The organism is Streptomyces sp. NPDC048297, from assembly GCF_043201585.1.
Lineage (GTDB): Bacteria > Actinomycetota > Actinomycetes > Streptomycetales > Streptomycetaceae > Streptomyces.
The window spans coordinates 392,100-411,461 of sequence record NZ_JBICZA010000001.1 but is presented as its reverse complement, the minus strand read 5'-3'; the positions used below and the strand labels follow the sequence as shown (position 1 = coordinate 411,461).

The following is a 19,362-nucleotide window of genomic DNA, read 5'->3' as shown; positions in this document are numbered from 1 at the left end:
ACCCGGCCGGCGGCACCCGCGGCATACGCACCCCCAGTACCCACGGCATACGTACCGGCAGCACCCACGGCACCCGTACCGGCAGCACCCACCACACACGTACCGGAGACACGCACACCCATGACCACGATCGATCTGAACGCCGACCTCGGCGAGGGCTTCGGCCGCTGGCGGCTCACCGACGACGAGCAGTTGCTGTCCGTCGTCACCAGCGCCAACGTGGCCTGCGGGTTCCACGCCGGGGACGCGGCCACCATGCGCCGGGTGTGCGAGCTGGCCGCCGAGCGCGGGGTGACGATCGGCGCGCAGGTCTCGTACCGGGACCTGGCCGGGTTCGGGCGGCGCCCGATGGACGTGCCGCCCGCCGAACTGGCGGCGGAAGTGGCCTACCAGATCGGCGCGTTGGAGGTGTTCGCACGGGCGGCGGGCGCGCGCGTGGCGTACGTCAAGCCGCACGGCGCGCTCTACAACCGGGTCGTGCACGACGAGGAGCAGGCCCGCGCGGTGGTCGACGGCGTGCTCCTGGCCGACGGCTCCCTGCCGGTGCTGGGCCTGCCCGGCTCGCGCCTGCTGGAGCTGGCCGGGAAGGCGGGGCTGCGGGGCGTCACGGAGGCCTTCGCGGACCGTGCCTACACCGACGACGGCACGCTGGTGCCGCGCGACCGGGACGGCGCCGTGGTGAGCGACCCGGACGCCGTCGTGGACCGCTCGCTGAGCCTCGCGCGCTCCGGCGAGGTCACCGCGCACTCCGGCGCGCGGATCCCCGTGCGGGCGCGCTCGCTGTGCCTGCACGGCGACACGCCCGGCGCGGTGGAACTGGCCCGCCGGGTGCGCGAGCGGCTGATCACGTCGGGTGTGCGGGTGGAGGCCTTCGCATGACGGACCTGCCCACCGACCCCGGCAGAACCCTGCCCATCGGCCTCCCGACAGCCACGCCCGTCGGCCCCACCACGCCAACACCCGTTGACCTCACCACGGCAACACCCGTTGACCTCACCACGGCAACGCCCGTCGGCCTCACCGCAGCCACGTCCGTCGACCTCACGACAACCACCCCCGTCAACCGTATGCGCACCCTTCCCGTCGGCGAGGACGCCCTGCTCGTGGAGGTCACCTCGGGCGAGCAGGCACAGGCGCTGCACGCGGAGCTGCTGCGCCGCCGCGCGGAGGGCTCGCTGACCGTCCAGGAGATCGTCCCGGCGGCGCGTACGGTCCTGCTCGACGGCCTGGACGACCCGGTCCGCCTGGCTGCCGAACTGACCTCCGCCGAGGTGCCGCCCGCTCCCCCACGCGCGCGTGAGCTGATCGAGCTGCCCGTGCGCTACGACGGCCCCGACCTCGCCGACGTCGCGGCCCACTGGCGGGTGGCCGAGCACGACGTGGCCCGCATCCACGCGGGCACCGAGTTCACCGTGGCCTTCTGCGGCTTCGCGCCCGGCTTCGGCTACCTCACCGGACTGCCCGCCCGCTACGACGTCCCGCGCCGGGCCACCCCGCGCACAGCCGTACCGGCCGGTGCCGTGGCCCTCGCGGGCCCGTACACCGGCGTGTACCCGCGCTCCTCGCCGGGCGGCTGGCAGCTGATCGGCACGACGGACGTGCCGTTGTGGGACCACGCGCGCGTACCGGCCGCCCTGCTGTCGCCGGGCACGCGCGTGCGGTTCGTCCCGGTGGAGGGCACATGAGCGACCGTGCGCTCCTCGTCGTACGGGCCGGGGCGCTGACCACCGTGCAGGACCGGGGGCGGCCCGGGTACGCGCACCTCGGCGTGCCCCGCTCCGGGGCGCTCGACCCGGGCGCGGCGGCGCTCGTCAACCGGCTGGTCGGCAACGCGCCGGACGCGGCCGTCCTGGAGACCACCCTCAACGGCTGTGCGGTGCGCCCCCGTTCGACCGTGACCGTCGCGGTGGGCGGCGCGCCCTGTGCCGTCACGGTGGGCGGCCGTCCGGCGGCGTGGGGCGGCCCGGTCGTCGTACCCGCCGGTGAAGTGCTGGAGGTGGGGGCGGCCGTCGCGGGCGTCCGCGCCTATGTGGCCGTCGCGGGTGGCATCGCCGTGGAGCCGGTGCTCGGCAGCCGTGCCACGGATCTGCTGTCCGGGCTCGGACCGGCGCCGCTCGCCGACGGCACGGTGCTGCCGCTCGGCGCCCCGGCCGGGCCGCCCGCGCGCGTGGACGTCGTCCCGCAGCCGCGCCCGCCGGCCGAACTCGTGCTCCGGGTGACACCGGGGCCGCGCGTGGACTGGTTCACGGCACGGGCGGTCCGGGACCTGACCACGCGCGGGTACCGGGTGTCGGCGGCGAGCAACCGCATCGGTCTGCGCACGGAGGGACCCGCGCTGGAGCGGGCCCGGACCGGTGAACTGCCCAGCGAGGGCATGGTGCTCGGCGCGGTCCAGGTCCCGCCGGACGGCCGCCCGGTCGTCTTCCTGGCCGACCATCCGACCACCGGGGGCTACCCGGTGATCGCCGTGGCCTGTGCCGCCGACCTCCCGGCGGCGGCGCAGGCGGTCCCGGGCACGCCCGTCAGGTTCGTCTCCGTGCGGCGCCGCTGAGCCTCGGCGCCGGTCTCGGGACGGTCCGGCAGCTCCGCCACCGTGAGGGCGGACAGGGCCGCCGACACCGCGTCGGAGGCGTGCAGGTCGAGGCGGGAGCCGGTGCCCCGCGCGCGGTGGCGCAGTTCGTCGCCGGCCAGCCGCAGCAGTTGGGGCAGCAGGTCGGTGCAGCGCCGTACCACCCAGCCGGTGCCCGCGGTGGCCAGCCACAGCAGGCTGGCCGAGCGGGTCGGCGCGGGGAACTCCGGTTCGGGCGAGGGCGGCGCCCCGGTGGCCAGGCCAGCCTCCGCGAGCAGGGCGTGGAAGCGGACGGCGAGCTGCCGGTGGCCGCGCTCACCCGGGTGCAGCCGGTCCGCGCTCCACAGGGCGCGGTCGGTGAGCCAGACGCCCTCGGACGCGTGCAGGTGGATCGCGCCGTACCGGTCGGACAGCGCGTGGACGACCGTGTTGACCGCCCGCTGCCTGCGCGCCAGCGGGCGGGCGAGGGCCGCCGGGAGGCGCAGCATCGCGCCGGGGTCGGGCAGGCAGGCGGTGAGCAGGGTGGTGCCCTGGGCGGTGAGGGCCGAGTACACGCGGTCGAGGCGGGTGGCCACGGCGTGGATGTCGTAGGTGTTGCGCAGGGTGTCGTTGACTCCGATGACCACGGAGGCGAGGTCCGGGCGCAGGGCGAGGGCGGCCGGGGTCTGGCGCTCCAGCACGTCCACCGTCTGGGCACCGCTCACCGCGAGGTTGGTGAACTCGGTGTGCCCGGTGCCGGCCGTGAGGCCGCCGGCCAGCAGGGCGGCCCAGCCCCGCCAGCCGTCACCGACCGGGTCGCCCACGCCCTCGGTGAGCGAGTCACCGAGGGCCACGAAGCGCACGCGTCTCATGCCACGCCCTCCCGGACCGCGCGGCGGGCCGTGGTGTCGTCGCGCCGGAGCACCTCGGCGTCGTGCGCGGCCAGGAACGCCTCCACGGCCGCTCCCCATCCGAAGCACTCCGCACGCGCGCGTGCCGCCTCCCGCCGCTCGGACTCGGGACGGGCCAGGAGTTGTTCGACGGCGTCGGCGAACGCGTCGCCGTGGTCGGCCGCCGTCGCTCCGGCGGTGCCGATCACCTCGGGGAGCGCGGAGGACGCGCTCGCCACCACGGGCGTCCCTGAGGCCATGGCCTCCAGTGCGGCCAGACCGAAGGTCTCGGCGGGCCCGGGGGCCAGGCACACGTCCGCCGAGGCCTGGAGCGCGCCGAGGGCCCTGCGGTCGGAGAGGTGGCCCAGGAAGGTCACCGGCAGGCCGCGTTCCCGTGCGCGCTGTTCCAGCCGGGGGCGCAGCGGTCCGTCGCCGGCCACCACCAGGACCGCCTGCCGTCCGCGCCGCAGCAGCGCCTCCAGGCCGTCCAGGGCGGTGCCGGGCCGCTTCTCGACGGACAGCCGGGAGCACATCACGAGCAGTGTCTCGTCCCCGCGCGCGTGCGTGGTGCGCACGCCGGGGTCGCGCAGGTCCGGGTGGCGTTCCGTCAGGTCGACGCCCAGGGGGGCGCGTACGACGTTGCGCGCGCCGATGCGGACGAACTCGCGCTCGGCGAACTCCGTGGTGCACACGATCCGCGAGTAGACGTGCGCGGTGCGGGTGTTGAGGGCGTCGGCGGTGCGCCGGGAGAGGTTCTCGGGCAGGCCCCAGGTGCGCAGGACGCCGTCGGCGGTCTCGTGGGAGACCATCACGGCGGGCACCCGGGCGCGCCGGGCCCATCGGCCGGTCCACCGCAGCGTCGTGCGGTCGGAGACCTCGAGGCGGTCCGGGGCCAGTTCCTCCAGGAGGTCGGCGACACGCCGCTTGTCGGTCAGGACGCGGTAGCCGCCGGTGCCGGGCAGCAGCGGGCCGGGCAGGGTGATGACCCGGCCCTGCTCGGTGTCGCTGTCGGTGTGCCGCTCGCCGGGCACGATCAGCACCGGGTCGTGCCCGGCCGCCAGGAAGCCCCGGCCCAGTTCGCGCAGGGCGGTGCGCAGGCCGCCGGAGGACGGGGCGACGAAGTTGGCGAGCCGGACGATGCGCAGCGGTCGGCCGGTCATACCGCCACCGCCGTCTTCCGCGTCACGAGCACGTCCTCGTAGTGGGCGATGAGCTGGTCGCCGACGGCGGCCCAGGTGCGCCCCTCGACGGTGGCGCGTCCGGCGGCGCCGTACGCGATGCGGCGGGCCGGGTCGGTGACCAGGGTGCGTACGGCCTCCTCCACCGCGGCCGCGTCGCGCGGCGGGACGAGCAGTCCGGTGCGGCCGTGGTCGACCAGGTCGAGCGGGCCGCCGGCGGCGGGCGCGACGACCGGCACACCGCTGGCCATGGCCTCCTGGACGGTCTGGCAGAACGTCTCGAAGGGGCCGGTGTGCACGAACAGGTCCAGCGAGGCGAAGATCCGGGCGAGTTCGTCCCCGGTGCGCCGGCCCAGGAAGACCGCGCCGGGCAGGGCCTCGGTGAGGTGGGCGTGGCTGGGTCCGTCGCCGACGATCACGACCCGCACGCCGGGCAGCCCGCAGGCTCCGGCGAGGAGTTCGACCTGCTTCTCGGGCGCGAGCCGGCCGACGTAGCCGACGATCACCTCGCCGTTCGGGGCGAGCTCACGGCGCAGCGCCTCGTCGCGCAGATCTGGCCGGAAACGGGCGGTGTCCACGCCGCGCGGCCACAGCCGCACCCGGGGCACGCCGTGTTCCTCCAGGTCGCGCTGGGCGGCGCTGGACGGGGCGAGGGTGCGGTCGGCGGCGGAGTGCACGGAGCGGATCCGGCGCCAGGCGGCCGTCTCGCCGGCACCCACGTAGGTGCGGGCGTAACCGGCCAGGTCGGTCTGGTAGACGGCGACGGCGGGGATGCCGAGCCGGGCGGCGGCGGCCATGCCGCGGACGCCGAGGATGAAGGGGCTTGCCAGGTGGACCACGTCGGCGCGGTGCTCGGTGAGCGCGGCGGCGAGGCGTCGGCTGGGGAGGGCGACGCGCACCTGGGGGTAGCCGGGGAGGGGGAGGGAGGGGACACGGACGACAGGGCAGGGCTCCGCCAGCGCGTCGGGCCTGGTGCCGGGCGCGGTGCTGGGGGCGACGACGAGCGGGAGGTGACCGCGATCTACGAGGTGCCGGGCGGTCTGGAACGCGCAGTGAGCCACGCCGTTCACATCGGGGGGAAAGGATTCGGTCACGATGACGACACGCATACGGGTGTTGTCGCCGTACCGGACGTGGCCGCGTCAACGTCGATCTTTCCGGACGGGGAACGATCCGTGAGCGTTGTGCGGCCCACCCTCGCAGGTCAGGACGTGTCCCCCGTTGTCCACGTCCACCTGGTGCGCGGGTCACGCGCTGTTCATGAACCCGACCCCTCGGATGCGATACGGCTGCGCACCGCCGTCTGCACCTCGTCCTCCTCGGCCGGATCGGCGGCGAGGCGGCGCAGGCGCTCGACGACCCGGGCGTCACCGGTCTCGGCGTGCCGGGCGGCGATCTCGCGGGTGGTCTCCTCGCAGTCCCACAGGCATTCGACGGCGAAGCCGGTGGCGAAGGAGGGATCGGTGACGGCCAGGGCGCGGGCCGCGCGGCCGCGCAGATGGGACGAGGCCGTCTCCCGGTAGATGTGGCGCAGCACGGGGGCCGCGCACGCGATGCCGAGGCGTCCGGCGCCGTCGACGAGGGTCCACAGGGTCGGCGCGTCGGGTCCGTCGCCGCGTACGGCCTCGCGGAGCGCGCCGAGGACGAGGTCGCTGTCCTGCGCCCCGCCGCGGCAGGCGAGCATGCGTCCGGCGGCGGCGCCGAGCGCGTCGGGGCGTTGGGCCCAGCGGCGTGCGCGGTCGACGGCGGCGACGCTGCGCATCCGCTCGAAGGCGTCCACGGCGGCCTCCACGACAGGCGTGGAGCCGTCGGCGACCGCGGCCTCGACCAGGGCGAGGGCGTCGGGGTCGTTGCTGTCGGCGAGGTAGCGCAACGCCGTGCAGCGGGCGCCCTCGGTGCCGGTCCGGGCGGCCCGCAGGATCTCGGGCCGGTCCTCGGGTCCGGCCACGGCGGCCAGACAGCGGGCGGCCGGGACGTGGAGGACGGCACCGCGTTCGACGCCCTGCTGGGCCCACTCGAAGACGGCGCCCACGCTCCATCCGGGGCGCGGTCCGCTGGGCCGCATCTGGCGCTGCCAGCGGTCGAAACAGCCGGCCTCCTGGGCGGCACGCACGCGCGTGGCGATCGCCGCGCGCGGATCCTCGGCCCACAGCCGCCAGGGCCGCGGTTCGAAGGCGTCCCGTACGGCGACGGCCAGTTCGGCGTCGCCCTCCGGGTCGGCGGGGAAGCGGGCCAGGACGGGGGCGGCGAGGGCGCGCAGGCCCGCGTCGTCGTCCCTGAGGGCCAGTTCGTCCAGGGCCCAGGCCCAGTTGGAGCCGTGCGCGGCGTACCTGCGCAGCAGTTCGAGCGCGTCCCGCCTGCCGTAGGAGGCGAGGTGCCCGAGGACCGCGAGGGCGAGGCCGGTGCGGGACTCGTCGGTGTCGAGAGCGTCCTCCGGGTCGAAGAGGTGCGCCTCGACGGCGTCCAGCTCGCTGTTCAGGTCGAGGTGGAGCCGGGCGTAGTAGAGGGAGCGGTTCTCGACCTGCCAGTCGCGACGGGGGTCGTGGAACACGCAGTGGTCGAGGGCCGCGAGCGCTTCCGCGCGCGGGGCGGTGAGTGCGTGCAGCGTGCCGTCGCCGCGGCCTCGCTGGAGCAGGCCGAGCAGCGTACCGCTGGGCGCTATGACCGGATCGAACATGGGAAACAGCCTCACATCAAGCGTCGACGCAACCGGGAAACACGCACTACCTGGCCGCGTGACACAACGTCGGAGCGCCCGCCGTCTCTTGCTTGCTGTAGACCATCTCTCTCTGCCTCTCGTCGGTGGCCCATGCGGGCCGATCACGGCCCGCGCGGTGCGGCAACACCTGCCCAGCCATCGCGTCCGTGAATCACGACGTCATGATGACCCGCGGTGTGTGCTGCCGCGACCGTATTTCCGGCGGCCCTGTACCGCCTCCCCCGTTTTCCTTGTCGTACCTGGTCAGGACGTTCGCATCAGTGCGCGCCGAACATTTCCAGGAGGTCGGTCTTGCCGAACATGCGCGCCGTGTCCACGGCCGACGGTGTGCCCGCCGCGGGGTCGGCGCCGCCCTTGAGGAGGGCTTCGATCACGTCCGTCTCGCCCTTGAAGACGGCTCCGGCGAGCGGGGTCTGACCCCGGTCGTTGATCCGGTTCGCCTCCGCGCCGCGGGAGAGCAGCTCGCGCACCGCGTCGGCGTGGCCGTGGTAGGCCGCGAGCATCACCAGTGAGTCACCGCGGCCGTTGGTGAGGTTGGCGGGAACGCCCGCGTCGACGTACGCCACGAGCGCCTCGGTCTGCCCCTGCCGGGCCAGATCGAAGATCTTGGTCGCCAGCTCCACGACCTCGGGGTCGGGGGCTTCACTCATCGCCGGACCGCCTCTCGTTACAACCGTTCAGGTGAATCGCAAGCGTACTGGCTCGCGCGGCACATGAGCCGAAGTGCCCGAGGTAAAGATCACCGCACACTCCACCGGACGCAAACAACCTGATCAACCGGCGTATCAAACCTCCACCACTCGAAGGAAAAGCGCCGGAATTCACCCAGTTGCACCTTTTATCTTATGGATACATCCTGTGATCCTGGAAGTACTCATGGTGACTGTCCCCACCTCTACACCAGGAGCCTCAAATGATCCTCTCCATGTCCGGCGTCGTCCTGCTCGGCATCATCGTCTTCCTCTTCTTCCGGAAGGACGGACTCAAGGGCTCGCACGCCACCATCTCGGCACTCTTCGGCTTCTACCTGGCCAGCACGGCCATCGCCCCCAGCATCAAGGCCGGCGGCGAAAGCCTGGCGAGCCTCCTCGGCGGCATCAAGTTCTAGTCCCCGTCCCGCCCGTACGCACCAACAGGAGACAGCAGTGGCCCGGCCTCTCCCCCGCATTCTGAGCAAGGACAGCGCGCAGATCGCCCGGATGCAGATCACCCGGAGCCGGGAGTTGGCCCGGACGGCGGCCGACAGCGCCACCGATGTCCTCCACCCGCTGATCACCATCTCCCGCGGTCTGCGCCGGCTGGCCTCGGCCGGGCGGCGCAAGTGGGCCGAGACCCCCAAGGACAAGCGCGGGCCGCTGCTGTTCCTGGCGGCCTCCCTGGTCCTGGTCCTGGGAGTGGTGCCGTACGGACCGCTGCTGGCCGCCATCAGCCTGATGGCGGCGGCGGCCTGGCACGGCCGAGACCGCACCCCGACGGCGCCCGAGGGGCCCGACGAGTCGCAGAGCGAACGGCTCCAGTCCCTGTACGAGGCCCTGGTGCCCTACTTCTCGACCTCCGAGGACCCGGCACCGCTGTACACACACGGCGGGGAGTGGGAAAAGGCCTACGCGACCCACGAGTTCGACGACGCCGGGCGCATCGGTCACCTCGTGATCCGCTACCCGGCCTACTTCCCCGACGGCAGGTCCGAGGCCCGCGCGCGGATCGAGCAGTTGCTCACCGCGAAGGCCGGGCGCGGCCGTGAGTACCACTTCAGCTGGGACGAGGAGGGCAACCGGCTCACGGTGAACGTCCTCGCCCCGCTGCCCACCGACATCACCGCCCAGCGCTTCGTCACCGCGCCGGGCGAGACCGTGCTCGGGTTCACCGACCCGACCGAGGTCCAGCGCACCCTCCCCCTCTCCTACGGAGAGGAACAGCGCGACGTCCCGCCGGTCGTCTGGCGCACCGGCATCCGCTCCACCGAGCCGCACCTGCTGGCCATGGGCCACCCCGGCAGCGGCACCTCCACCCTGCTGCGCTCCATCGCCCTGCAGGCCCTCCAGTACGGCGACGTCCTCGTCGTCGACGGCGGGGGCACCGGCGAGTACACGTGCCTGGCCGGCCGGGACGGCGTACTGGCCGTGGAGTGCGCGCCGGCCGGCGCGGTGGCGAGCCTGGAGTGGGCCACGCACGAGACCGAGCGGCGGCTCATCGCCGTCAACCGGGCGCGTCAGGCGGGCGACCCGCCGCCGGAGGACACCAGGCGGCCGTTGTGGATCCTCCTGGACCGCCCGACCGTCTTCACGCATCTCGCCGAGGCGGACCACCGCACCGATCCGCAGGCGCTGCTCCAGGTGCCGCTGCGGCACGGCCGCACGGCGAACGTCACCGTCGTCGTGGCCGAGCAGTTCGACAGCGCGGAGAACCTGAGCGAGGCGGTACTCCAGCACACGCGCGCGCGTGTCGTCCTCGGGCCCGCCGCGCCCCAGCAGGTCGAGGCCGTCCTGGGGGCTCCGCCGCACACGACCCCCCTGACCCAGGTGCCGGCCGGCCGCGGCTACGCCCGCCTCGGCTCCGGGCCCGTCCACCGTCTCCAGGTCCCCTTCACCCCGGACCCCTACGACGACGCGACCAGCGAGGTGGACCGCCAGGCGGTGCTGTCGTTGCTGCCGCCACGGACGTCCACGCCTCCTGCGGATGCGGGGGCGACGGAGACGGTCGGGGCGATCGAAGCGGCGCCGGTAGCGGTGGAGGCCGTGGCTGCGGAGAGTTCTTGAGCGTGCGGGTGGGTGGGGGCCGAGCGCGCAGTTCCCCGCGCCCCTAGGGAACTGCAGCACCGTCAGTTGCATCCGACCCCCGCGTTCGGCCCTCGCTGCCGAAAAGTCGTCACGTGCGGGACCGTGGGGCCGAGCGCGCAGTTCCCCGTGTCCCTGGGGAACTGCCGGGGCGGTGGCGCGGGGTGTCGGGTTGGTTAGGCCACGAAGGTGCGGGGGGGTTCTGTGCCGCCGGTTGCGCCGGTTTCGACCAGGTGGGCGGCGGCGGCCAGGCGGGTGGCGGCTTCTTCGGCCACGGCGCCGCCGACGGTGAAGGGGAGGCGGACGTAGCCCTCGAAGGCGCCGTCGACGCCGAAGCGGGGGCCGGAGGGGACGCGGACGCCGACGCGCTCGCCGGCTTCGGCCAGCCGCGAGCCGGACAGGCCGCCGGCGCGGACCCAGAGGGTCAGGCCGCCCCGGGGGACCTCGAACTCCCAGTCGGGCAGTTCACGGCGGACCGCGGCGACCAGGGCGTCACGGTTCTCACGGGCCTGGCCCCGGCGCAGGGCCACGGCCTGCGCCCAGCCTCCCGTGCTGAACAGCCAGTTGACGGCCAGCTGCTCCAGGACGGGCGTACCGAGGTCGGCGTACGCACGGGCGGCGACCAGGCTGCGGATGACGTCCGGAGCCGCGCGCACCCAGCCGATGCGCATGCCGGCCCAGAAGGCCTTGCTCGCGGAGCCGACCGTGATGACCGTCGAGCCGGCCGGGTCGAAGCCGCACACCGGGCGGGGCATCCCGCCACGCCCGTACTCCTCCTCGAGCCACAGCTCGCTCATCGTCTCGTCCGCGACCAGCACGGTCCCGGCGGAGCGCGCCGCGTCCACCAGCCGGCGCCGCTGGTCCTCGTCGGCGAGCGCGCCGGTCGGGTTGTGGAAGTCGGCGACGACGTAGGCGAGCCGGGGCGCCGCCTCACGCAGCACCTGGCGCCAGCGGTCCATGTCCCAGCCGGACAGCCCCTCGGCCATCGCGACGGGCACGAGCCGCGCACCCCCCTCACGCATCAGCTGGAGGATGTTCGCGTACGACGGGGACTCGACGGCGATGCGTTCGCCGCGGCCCGCGAAGAGATGGCAGATGGCGTCGATGGCACCCATGGCCCCGGTGGTCACCATGATCTGCTCGGGCATGGTGGGGATCCCGCGCGCGGTGTAGCGCTCGGCGATCATCGCGCGCAGGGCCGGCAGCCCGGCCGGGTAGTCGCCGTGCGTGTGGGCGTACGGTGGCAGTTCCTCAAGGGCGCCCTGGACGGCGCGGGTCAGCCAGGGTTCCGGGGCCGGGAGAGCCGCGCAGCCCAGGTCGATCATCGAACCGAGTGCCTCGGGCGGCAGGGGTTCGAGACCGCGCGCGGGCAGCGGGTTGCCCGCCGGGACCGCCGTCCAGCTGCCCGCGCCGCGCCGGGACTCCAGGAACCCCTCGGTGCGCAGCGCCTCGTAGGCGGCGGCGACGGTGGTGCGGCTGACGGAGAGGGAGAGGGCCAGCTCCCGTTCGGCGGGCAGCCGGGCGGCCACCGGGACGCGCCCTTCGAGCACGAGGAGCCGGATACCGTCGGCGAGGGCACGGTAGGCGGGGGGACGGCGTGTACCGGGGCCTGCGGGGCGGTCCTGCTGGGAGTTGAGGAGCCGGGCGAGCTGCGCGGCCCCTACCGCCGAGGTCCACTGCGCCATGACAATCAGTCCACCTTCCCCGAATTGGCCATGGATGGCGTTCCATCCCAAGCCACAGAGTGTCACGAGTCAGGCCACAGTCACCACACAGGGGGGTATGTCGTGTCCACCACCGGGTCCACCAACGGATCCGCCGCCGAGTCCACCGCCGAGTCCACCGTCGCGTCCGCCAACGGTTCCGCCGCCGGTTCCGCCGCAATGTCCAGCACCGGATCCGCCACCGATTCCACTGCCATGTCCGGCACCGGATCCGCCGCCGAGTCCACCGTCACCTCCGCCACCGGCCACCTCGCGCGCCGGTTGATCCAGCTGTACGTCGGGCTCGCGCTGTACGGCGCGAGTTCGGCGTTGCTCGTCGAGGCGGGGCTCGGCCTGGAGCCCTGGAACGTGCTGCACCAGGGCCTCGCGGAACTCACCGGGATGACCATCGGCGTGGTGTCGATCTTCGTGGGCGCTGCGGTGCTGCTGCTGTGGATCCCGCTGCGCCAGCGGCCCGGCCTCGGCACCGTCTCCAACGTCTTCGTCGTCGGGCTCGCGATGGACGGCACCCTCGCCCTCGTCCCGGACGCGCACAGCCTCGCCGTACGCATCCCGCTGATGGTGGCCGGCATCGTGCTGAACGGCGCGGCGACCGGCCTGTACATATCGGCGAGGTTCGGGCCCGGTCCCCGTGACGGTCTGATGACCGGCCTGCACCAGCGCACGGGCCGCTCGATCCGGCTGATGCGCACGGCCATCGAGGTCGCGGTGGTGGTCACCGGATTCGCGCTGGGCGGCACCATCGGCGTCGGCACCCTGCTGTACGCGGTGTCGATCGGGCCGCTGGCCCAGCTGTTCCTGAAGATGTTCGCCGTCCCGGCGGCATCGCACGGCAGGACGGCCGTTGCCGGGCCGACACCCGAGGGAGCGATACTGCGTCCGTGACCACCGTGACACCTCCCGTACGCCACCCGTATCTGGACCATCCCGGCCCGATCCCGTTCGCCCACCGCGGCGGGGCCGCCGACGGGCTGGAGAACACCGCGGCGCAGTTCCGGCGCGCGGTCGAGATGGGCTACCGGTACATCGAGACCGACGTCCACACGACGACGGACGGCAAGCTGGTCGCCTTCCACGACTCCACGCTGGACCGGGTCACCGACGGGGCCGGCCGCATCGCCGATCTGTCGTGGGAGGACGTACGGCACGCACGCGTGGGCGGACGGGAACCCGTGCCGCTCTTCGAGGAGCTGCTGGAGACCTTCCCCGGGGTCCGCTGGAACGTGGACCTCAAGGCGGAGTCCGCCCTGCGCCCCTTCCTGGAGCTGATCGAGCGCACGGACGCCTGGGACCGGGTCTGCGTGGGCTCCTTCTCCGAGGCGCGGGTGCTGCGCGCGCAGCGGCTGGCCGGCCCGCGGCTGGCCACCTCGTTCGGCACGCGCGGGGTGCTCAATCTGCGGCTGCGCTCCTGGGGGCTGCCCGCTTCCGTGCGCCGCTCCGCGGTCGCCGCGCAGGTGCCCGAGGCCCAGTCGGGCGTCCCCGTGGTCGACGAACGCTTCGTACGCGCCGCCCACGCGCGCGGGCTCCAGGTGCACGTGTGGACGATCAACGAACCGGATCGGATGCACCGGCTGCTGGACCTGGGAGTCGATGGCATCATGACCGATCACATCGACACGTTGCGCAAGGTCATGCAGGACCGCGGACTCTGGGTCTGACCACCCGGAACGGCCGGGCCGCGCCTTCGCACGGCACCAGGGCGGGGAAGCGAGGGCACGGGTGGGCACCGACACCCTTCATGCGCAGGCGGCCGGGGAGGCCGCCGGGCTGCGGCGCGAACAGCGCGGCTGGTACTTCTACGACTGGGCGTGCTCGGTCTACTCGACGAGCGTCCTGACCGTGTTCCTCGGCCCGTACCTGACCGCGGTCGCCGAACACGCGGCCGACGCGGACGGCTACGTCCACCCGCTGGGCATCCCGGTCCGCGCGGGCTCCTTCTTCGCGTACTCCGTGTCCCTGTCGGTGATCCTCGCGGTCGTGGTGATGCCCCTGGTGGGCAGTGTGGCCGACCGCACGGGCCGCAAGAAGCCGCTGCTCGCCGCCGCTGCCTACACCGGGGCTGCCGCCACGACCGGCATGTTCTTCCTGGACGGCGACCGGTATCTGCTCGGCGGGCTGCTCCTCGTCGTGGCCAACGGGGCGCAGTCGGTCGGGATGATGCTCTACAACTCCTACCTTCCGCAGATCGCGCCGCCCGAGCAGCGTGACGCGGTCTCCTCCCGGGGCTGGGCCTTCGGCTACGCGGCGGGCTCGATCGTCCTCGTCGCCAACCTGGTCCTCTATTCGGGGCACGACTCCTTCGGACTGTCCGAGGGTGCGGCCGTCCGGGTGTGCCTGGCCTCGGCCGGACTGTGGTGGGGCGCCTTCACGCTCGTACCGCTGCGCAGGCTGCGCGACCGGCACGCGCGCGTGGAGCGCGCCACCGCACCCGGACTGAAGCAGCTGAAGGCGACCGTCCGGGACATGCGCCGGCACCCGCTGACCCTCGGCTTCCTGCTGGCCTACCTCGTCTACAACGACGGCATCCAGACGGTGATCTCCCAGGCCTCCGTCTACGGCTCCGAGGAGCTGGGGCTCGGGCAGTCGACGCTCATCGGCGCGGTGCTGCTGGTGCAGGTGCTGGCGGTGGCGGGAGCGCTCGCGATGGGACGGCTGGCGCGGGTCTACGGCGCGCAGCGCACGATCCTCGGCTCGCTGGTCGCCTGGACGCTCACACTCGCCGCCGGCTATTTCCTGCCCGCCGGGGCACCGGTGTGGTTCTTCGTGCTGGCCGCCGGTATCGGGCTGGTCCTCGGCGGCAGCCAGGCGCTGTCCCGGTCGCTGTTCTCGCATCTCGTGCCGCCCGGCAAGGAGGCGGAGTACTTCTCCGCGTACGAGGTGAGCGACCGCGGGATGAGCTGGCTCGGCCCGCTGCTGTTCGGTGTGACCTACCAGGTGACCGGCAGCTACCGCTCCGCGATCATCTCCCTGGTGGCCTTCTTCGTCATCGGTTTCGTCCTGCTCGCGCGGGTTCCGGTGCGGCGGGCGATCGGCGACGCGGGGAACCCGGTTCCGGACAGGATTTAGCGTTCGGCGCGAAAGGGCGGTAGTGTACGCGTTTGGCCTGCCAGGCGTAGCGTTACTGCGCGTCAAAGACGACGAAACGCTGGGTGACATCTGCTAGCAGATGTGACAAACCGGGCGCTGGTGGGTACAACAAGGGGCGGCTACGACGGCGACGCATGACCCGGAACGGGAATCTTTACCGCCGACCGGACGTTGACCGGATGACGACGACAGCGACACCTGTCCTGTGGGCGACAAGCCCGGGAGGCACGATTCATGAGTGAGCGAGCTCTTCGCGGTACGCGCCTCGTAGTGACCAGCTACGAGACGGACCGCGGCATCGACCTGGCTCCGCGCCAGGCCGTGGAGTACGCATGTGAGAAGGGGCACCGTTTCGAGATGCCCTTCTCCGTCGAGGCGGAGATTCCGCCGGAGTGGGAGTGCAAGGTCTGCGGGGCCCAGGCACTCCTCGTTGACGGCGACGGCCCTGAGGAGAAGAAGGCCAAGCCTGCGCGTACCCACTGGGACATGCTGATGGAGCGGCGCACCCGTGAGGAGCTCGAAGAGGTCCTCGAGGAGCGCCTGGCGGTTCTGCGCTCGGGAGCGATGAACATCGCGGTACACCCCCGGGACAGCCGCAAGTCCGCTTAGTCCCTGCGGGGCCAGGCCGGAAGCACAGCGCACGTGAGTGACCGCGGGCGCCGTACGTGAATCGACGTACGGCGCCCGCGGTCTTTTGCTCGGGTGCGGATCTGCGGGTGCGGATCTGCGGGTACGGGTGCCCGGGTGCGGATCTGTGGGGTGCCGGCCTGCGCCGGGCAGGCCCAGCCGGTCACACCGAGCAGGCTCAGCCGGCCACCCCGGTCACCCCAGGCAGGCCGGGCAGGCTCAGCTGGTCAGGGGTGGCCGCTGCTGCTCCGCCTCGCGGTTGTCCTGCCGGATCACCTCGCCCTGGACCACCTTCCCGTCCGGACGGTGTATGCGAGCCTGCTGGACGGCGTCGCCGAGGGTGCCGGGGGCGGACTTGCGCAGGGTGCGCTCGAAGGCTCGCCCCGCGAGGCGGCCGACGGCCTTCTGGACCGGGGGAAGCAGCAGGAGCAGGCCGACCACGTCGGAGACCATGCCCGGGATGATCAGCAGCAGGCCGCCGAGCATCACCAGGGCGTTGCCCTCGCTCCGGGTCGGGGCCGCACCGCTCTGGAGCGATTCGTTGAGGTTGCGGAAGGCACGGCGGCCCGCACGCTTGATGACCACCGAGCCGACGACGACGCCCGCCACCAGCAGCAGGAACACGGTCAGCCCGCCCGCCGCACCCGCGACCTGGGTCAGCAGCCAGATCTCCAGCACCAGCCACGCGGCGATGCCCAGCGGCAGATACCTGCGCAGCCGGGAGCGCCGGGGCCGGTCGGTGGAGGGAGTGGTGGGTGCGCCGCCAGTCGTCATGGTCCCAGTGTGCCTGGGCGCGACTCAGGGCGGGATAAGGGGGGCCTACTCCCGCCTGCCCCTGCCAGTGATCTTGCCGACACGGTCCTTGGCGCCCCAGGCGGTGACCCGCCACAGCGCCTCGACAAGGATGTCCTTGCTCATCTTGGAGTCGCCGAGTTCGCGCTCGACGAAGGTGATGGGCACCTCGACCACGTGGTAGCCGGCCTTGACCGCACGGCGGGCCAGGTCGACCTGGAAGCAGTAGCCCTGCGAGGCGACCTCGTCCAGGCCCAGGCCCTCCAGCGTCTCGCGGCGGAAGGCGCGGTAGCCGCCGGTGATGTCGCGCAGCGGCAGGTCGAGGGCGATGCGGGAGTAGAGGCTGCCGCCGCGGGAGATGAACTCGCGGGACTTGGGCCAGTTGACCACGCGTCCGCCGGGCACCCAGCGGGAGCCCAGGACCAGATCGGCGCCTTTGAGCGCCGTCAGCAGGCGGGGCAGTTCCTCGGGCTGGTGGGAGCCGTCGGCGTCCATCTCGACCAGCACGCCGTAACCGTGCTCCATGCCCCAGCGAAAGCCCGCGAGGTAGGCGGCGCCCAGGCCCTCCTTGCCCTTGCGGTGCAGTACCTGCACCTGCTCGTCCTCGGCTGCCAGTTCGTCCGCGAGCTTGCCGGTGCCGTCCGGGCTGTTGTCGTCCGCCACCAGGACGTGTGCCTCGGGGACGGCCTTGCGCACCCGGCCGACGATGGTCTTGATGTTCTCCGCCTCGTTATAGGTCGGAATGATCACCAAGGCCGTGCCGAGCGGACCGAACTGCCTCCCCTGGGCCTTGGCCGCGAGGGTCCCGTCGCCGTCGTTCACTGCTGCCCCTTCATGTCGTACGCAGGCGTCCACCATAGTGGCCGCAGCCTGCGCTGACGTCCCGGCACGTTCGTACAGTGGTGTCGATTCCGCAAGAGCGGGGTAAGAGGGTACTTTTCGGCACCGACGTCTGCACCCACGCCTGCGGCGGATGGGGGCCCGGCGCCCTTCGGGCCGACCCGGGACCCGCTGGCTGTGGGTCTACCGAAGCCGTTGTCTACTGAGCCCGGGCCCCACCCGGGTCACACCTTGCCGACCGGCGGGACCGTTCCCCCGTCGGCGCGGGCGCTGAGCCTGGCTCCCAGTGACGGTGCCCCGGTGCGGCACACCGTCCCTGACTCAGCGGCGCTGCGACGAGTTGCGTGAACGCTCCCCGGTCGGACGTCCGGTGGTGGACTCGGACGAACCTACCGGCCCCCCGCCGCCGACTGTCAACACCCCTCTGACCTGCGCAGAGGCACGCCTTTGGCGGATCTGCGCGGAGGATGCGCAGGTCGGGAGACAGAGCGGCGGGGCGGGCCCGGCAGCGCGCCACCCCAGGAGATCACTCGCCCGGCCGTACGAACGCCGTCCGTCCGCCGACCACCGTGCGCAGGCAGACCGGCAGGTCACCGCCCGGGGTCAGGTCGGGCAGGCCGGGGGTGCCGGAGCGGGGGTCGGTCGACCAGCGGGCGACGCGGTCGTCGGGGGCCTGGACGACGAGTTCGCCGGTGCGCCAGACCGCGTAGTCGGCGGGCGCTCCCGGCACCAGGACGCCCGCGTCGTCCCGGCCGATGGCGCGCCAGCCGCCGCGCGCGTGCGCGGTGAACGCGGCGCGCACCGACACCCGGTGCTCGGGGGTGCGGTGGAAGGCGGCGGCGCGGACCGTGCCCCAGGGGTCGAGCGGGGTGACCGGGCTGTCCGAGCCGAACGCGAGGGGGACGCCGGCCCGCAGGAGGGCCGCGAAGGGGTTCAGGGTGCGGGCCCGCCCGGCGCCCAGCCGCTGGACGTACATGCCGTCCTCGCCGCCCCACAGCGCGTCGAACGCGGGCTGCACGGAGGCGATCAGACCCAGCTCGGCGAAGGCGGCGACGGAGTCGGGGGTGAGCATCTCGGCGTGCTCGACACGGTGCCGGGCGGCCCGGACCCGGGCGAGGCCGACCTTGTCGGCGGCGGCGCGCACGCCCTCCACGACGGCGGTGACGGCGGCGTCGCCGATGGCGTGGAAACCCGCCTGGAGGCCCGCCTCGGTGCAGGCGACGACATGGGCGGCGACCGTGTCGGCGTCCAGGTAGGCGGTGCCGGTGTGGCCGGCGTCGGCGTAGGGCTCGTGCAGGCAGGCGGTGTGCGAGCCGAGGGCGCCGTCCACGAAGAGGTCGCCGGCGGCGCCGGCGGCGCCCAGTTCGCGGGCCTTCGCCACGCCCTCGTCGCCCGCCTCGGCCCAGTAGCCGACCACGCGCGGCCCCGGGAGGTCGGCGGCGAGCCGCATCAGGTCCCTGAAGTCGTCCTCGGAGGAGATCCGCGGTCCGCCGCACTCGTGCACCGAGCCGATGCCGAGGGAGGCGGCGTGGGCCAGGGCGGTGCGCTGGGCCTCGGCGCGCTGGGCGGGGGTGACCGCGGCGAACGCGGCCTCACGGGCGGCGTGGTGGGCGTCGCGGGTGAGCGGCGCGTCCTCGCGCGGAAGGCCGCCGGGCACCAGGTCGAGCAGGGCGGTGGTGACGACGGCGGAGTGGACGTCGATGCGGGACAGGTACAGGGGGCGGCCACCGGTGGCCGCGTCGAGTTCGGCGCGGGCCGGCGGGCGTCCGCCGGGCCAGCGGGCGGCGTCCCAGCCGTGGCCCAGCAGGACCCGGTCGTCGGGGCGGGCGGCGGCGAAGTCGCGGACGAGCGCGAGGGCCGCCTCCAGGGACGGCGCGCCGGACAGGTCGAGGCCGGTCAGGGCGAGGCCCGTGGCGGTGGTGTGCACATGGGCGTCGGTGAAGGCGGGGGTGACGAGGGCGCCGTCGAGGTCGATCACCTCGTCCACGCCGTCGGCGAAGGCGTCCGCGGCGCCCTCGGAGCCGACCCAGGCGACCTGGCCCCGCTCCACCACCATCGCGGTGGCGAAGGGATCGGCGGGGCTGTGGACCTCTCCGCGGCGCAGGAGGACGGTCTGGGGGGCGGCGGACTGCTCACTCATGCCCGACAGTCTCTCGCGTCCCCGGCCGCTGCCCGGCACC

18 protein-coding genes are annotated in these 19,362 nt (G+C 73.6%); 9 read left to right on the top strand and 9 right to left on the bottom strand.

What is annotated here, in order from left to right:
- The first annotated feature begins 120 nt into the window (after positions 1-120).
- The 3 genes from ACGFYV_RS01865 to ACGFYV_RS01855 all read left to right on the top strand — a co-directional run bounded on the left by ACGFYV_RS01865 (position 121) and on the right by ACGFYV_RS01855 (position 2,551).
- Positions 121-879, top strand: coding sequence for a LamB/YcsF family protein (locus ACGFYV_RS01865; RefSeq protein ID WP_393876342.1), 759 nt, complete (start codon positions 121-123; stop codon positions 877-879).
- 188 nt (positions 880-1,067) lie between these two features.
- Positions 1,068-1,685, top strand: a complete 618-nt coding sequence (locus ACGFYV_RS01860) for an allophanate hydrolase subunit 1 (RefSeq protein WP_393876389.1) — start codon at positions 1,068-1,070, stop codon at positions 1,683-1,685.
- Positions 1,682-2,551 (top strand): biotin-dependent carboxyltransferase family protein, encoded by an 870-nt coding sequence (locus ACGFYV_RS01855; protein WP_393876341.1) that lies wholly within the window; start codon positions 1,682-1,684, stop codon positions 2,549-2,551. The genes ACGFYV_RS01860 and ACGFYV_RS01855 overlap by 4 nt, the downstream gene beginning before the upstream one ends.
- On the opposite strand, the gene ACGFYV_RS01850 is transcribed toward ACGFYV_RS01855, so the two are convergent.
- The 5 genes from ACGFYV_RS01850 to ACGFYV_RS01830 all read right to left on the bottom strand — a co-directional run bounded on the left by ACGFYV_RS01850 (position 2,452) and on the right by ACGFYV_RS01830 (position 7,985).
- The gene (locus ACGFYV_RS01850; RefSeq protein WP_393876340.1) at positions 2,452-3,420 is read right to left on the bottom strand and encodes an SGNH/GDSL hydrolase family protein; all 969 of its coding nucleotides are present in this window, start codon (positions 3,418-3,420) and stop codon (positions 2,452-2,454) included. The genes ACGFYV_RS01855 and ACGFYV_RS01850 overlap by 100 nt on opposite strands.
- Positions 3,417-4,598, bottom strand: a complete 1,182-nt coding sequence (locus ACGFYV_RS01845) for a glycosyltransferase (protein WP_393876339.1) — start codon at positions 4,596-4,598, stop codon at positions 3,417-3,419. Before ACGFYV_RS01845 ends, ACGFYV_RS01850 begins: the two co-directional genes overlap by 4 nt.
- Entirely contained in the window at positions 4,595-5,725 is a 1,131-nt protein-coding gene (locus ACGFYV_RS01840) for a glycosyltransferase family 4 protein (protein ID WP_393876338.1), read from the bottom strand. Before ACGFYV_RS01840 ends, ACGFYV_RS01845 begins: the two co-directional genes overlap by 4 nt.
- 149 nt (positions 5,726-5,874) lie before the next feature.
- Positions 5,875-7,293, bottom strand: coding sequence for a HEAT repeat domain-containing protein (locus ACGFYV_RS01835; protein WP_393876337.1), 1,419 nt, complete (start codon positions 7,291-7,293; stop codon positions 5,875-5,877).
- 299 nt (positions 7,294-7,592) lie between these two features.
- Positions 7,593-7,985: an ankyrin repeat domain-containing protein gene (locus ACGFYV_RS01830; protein ID WP_393876336.1), complete on the bottom strand. Its 393-nt coding sequence runs from the start codon at positions 7,983-7,985 to the stop codon at positions 7,593-7,595.
- 263 nt (positions 7,986-8,248) lie between these two features.
- On the opposite strand from ACGFYV_RS01830, the gene ACGFYV_RS01825 reads away from it, so the two are divergent.
- A complete protein-coding gene (locus tag ACGFYV_RS01825; protein ID WP_393876335.1) occupies positions 8,249-8,443 on the top strand; it encodes a hypothetical protein in 195 nt (64 codons plus the stop codon).
- Positions 8,444-8,534: 91 nt separating this feature from the next.
- Positions 8,535-10,094: an ABC transporter ATP-binding protein gene (locus ACGFYV_RS01820; protein ID WP_393876388.1), complete on the top strand. Its 1,560-nt coding sequence runs from the start codon at positions 8,535-8,537 to the stop codon at positions 10,092-10,094.
- 194 nt (positions 10,095-10,288) lie between these two features.
- Here ACGFYV_RS01820 and ACGFYV_RS01815 read toward each other — a convergent pair whose 3' ends face one another.
- On the bottom strand, positions 10,289-11,797 hold the full coding sequence (locus ACGFYV_RS01815; RefSeq protein ID WP_393876334.1) for a PLP-dependent aminotransferase family protein: 1,509 nt from the start codon (positions 11,795-11,797) through the stop codon (positions 10,289-10,291).
- Positions 11,798-12,031: 234 nt separating this feature from the next.
- Between ACGFYV_RS01815 and ACGFYV_RS01810 the strand changes: the two genes are divergently transcribed.
- The 4 genes from ACGFYV_RS01810 to ACGFYV_RS01795 all read left to right on the top strand — a co-directional run bounded on the left by ACGFYV_RS01810 (position 12,032) and on the right by ACGFYV_RS01795 (position 15,532).
- Positions 12,032-12,721: a YitT family protein gene (locus ACGFYV_RS01810; RefSeq protein ID WP_393876387.1), complete on the top strand. Its 690-nt coding sequence runs from the start codon at positions 12,032-12,034 to the stop codon at positions 12,719-12,721.
- 5 nt (positions 12,722-12,726) lie between these two features.
- Complete coding sequence (locus ACGFYV_RS01805; RefSeq protein WP_393876386.1) at positions 12,727-13,494, top strand: glycerophosphodiester phosphodiesterase; 768 nt, start codon at positions 12,727-12,729, stop codon at positions 13,492-13,494.
- Positions 13,495-13,555: 61 nt separating this feature from the next.
- Positions 13,556-14,902, top strand: coding sequence for an MFS transporter (locus ACGFYV_RS01800; protein ID WP_393876333.1), 1,347 nt, complete (start codon positions 13,556-13,558; stop codon positions 14,900-14,902).
- A gap of 255 nt (positions 14,903-15,157) precedes the next feature.
- Positions 15,158-15,532: an RNA polymerase-binding protein RbpA gene (locus ACGFYV_RS01795; protein ID WP_003977404.1), complete on the top strand. Its 375-nt coding sequence runs from the start codon at positions 15,158-15,160 to the stop codon at positions 15,530-15,532.
- A gap of 237 nt (positions 15,533-15,769) precedes the next feature.
- Here ACGFYV_RS01795 and fxsA read toward each other — a convergent pair whose 3' ends face one another.
- The 3 genes from fxsA to ACGFYV_RS01780 form a co-directional block, all read right to left on the bottom strand.
- Complete coding sequence (gene fxsA / locus ACGFYV_RS01790) at positions 15,770-16,324, bottom strand: FxsA family membrane protein (RefSeq protein ID WP_393876332.1); 555 nt, start codon at positions 16,322-16,324, stop codon at positions 15,770-15,772.
- 45 nt (positions 16,325-16,369) lie between these two features.
- Positions 16,370-17,164, bottom strand: a complete 795-nt coding sequence (locus ACGFYV_RS01785; protein ID WP_393876331.1) for a polyprenol monophosphomannose synthase — start codon at positions 17,162-17,164, stop codon at positions 16,370-16,372.
- A gap of 544 nt (positions 17,165-17,708) precedes the next feature.
- Positions 17,709-19,322: an amidohydrolase gene (locus ACGFYV_RS01780; protein WP_393876330.1), complete on the bottom strand. Its 1,614-nt coding sequence runs from the start codon at positions 19,320-19,322 to the stop codon at positions 17,709-17,711.
- Positions 19,323-19,362 lie beyond the last annotated feature (40 nt).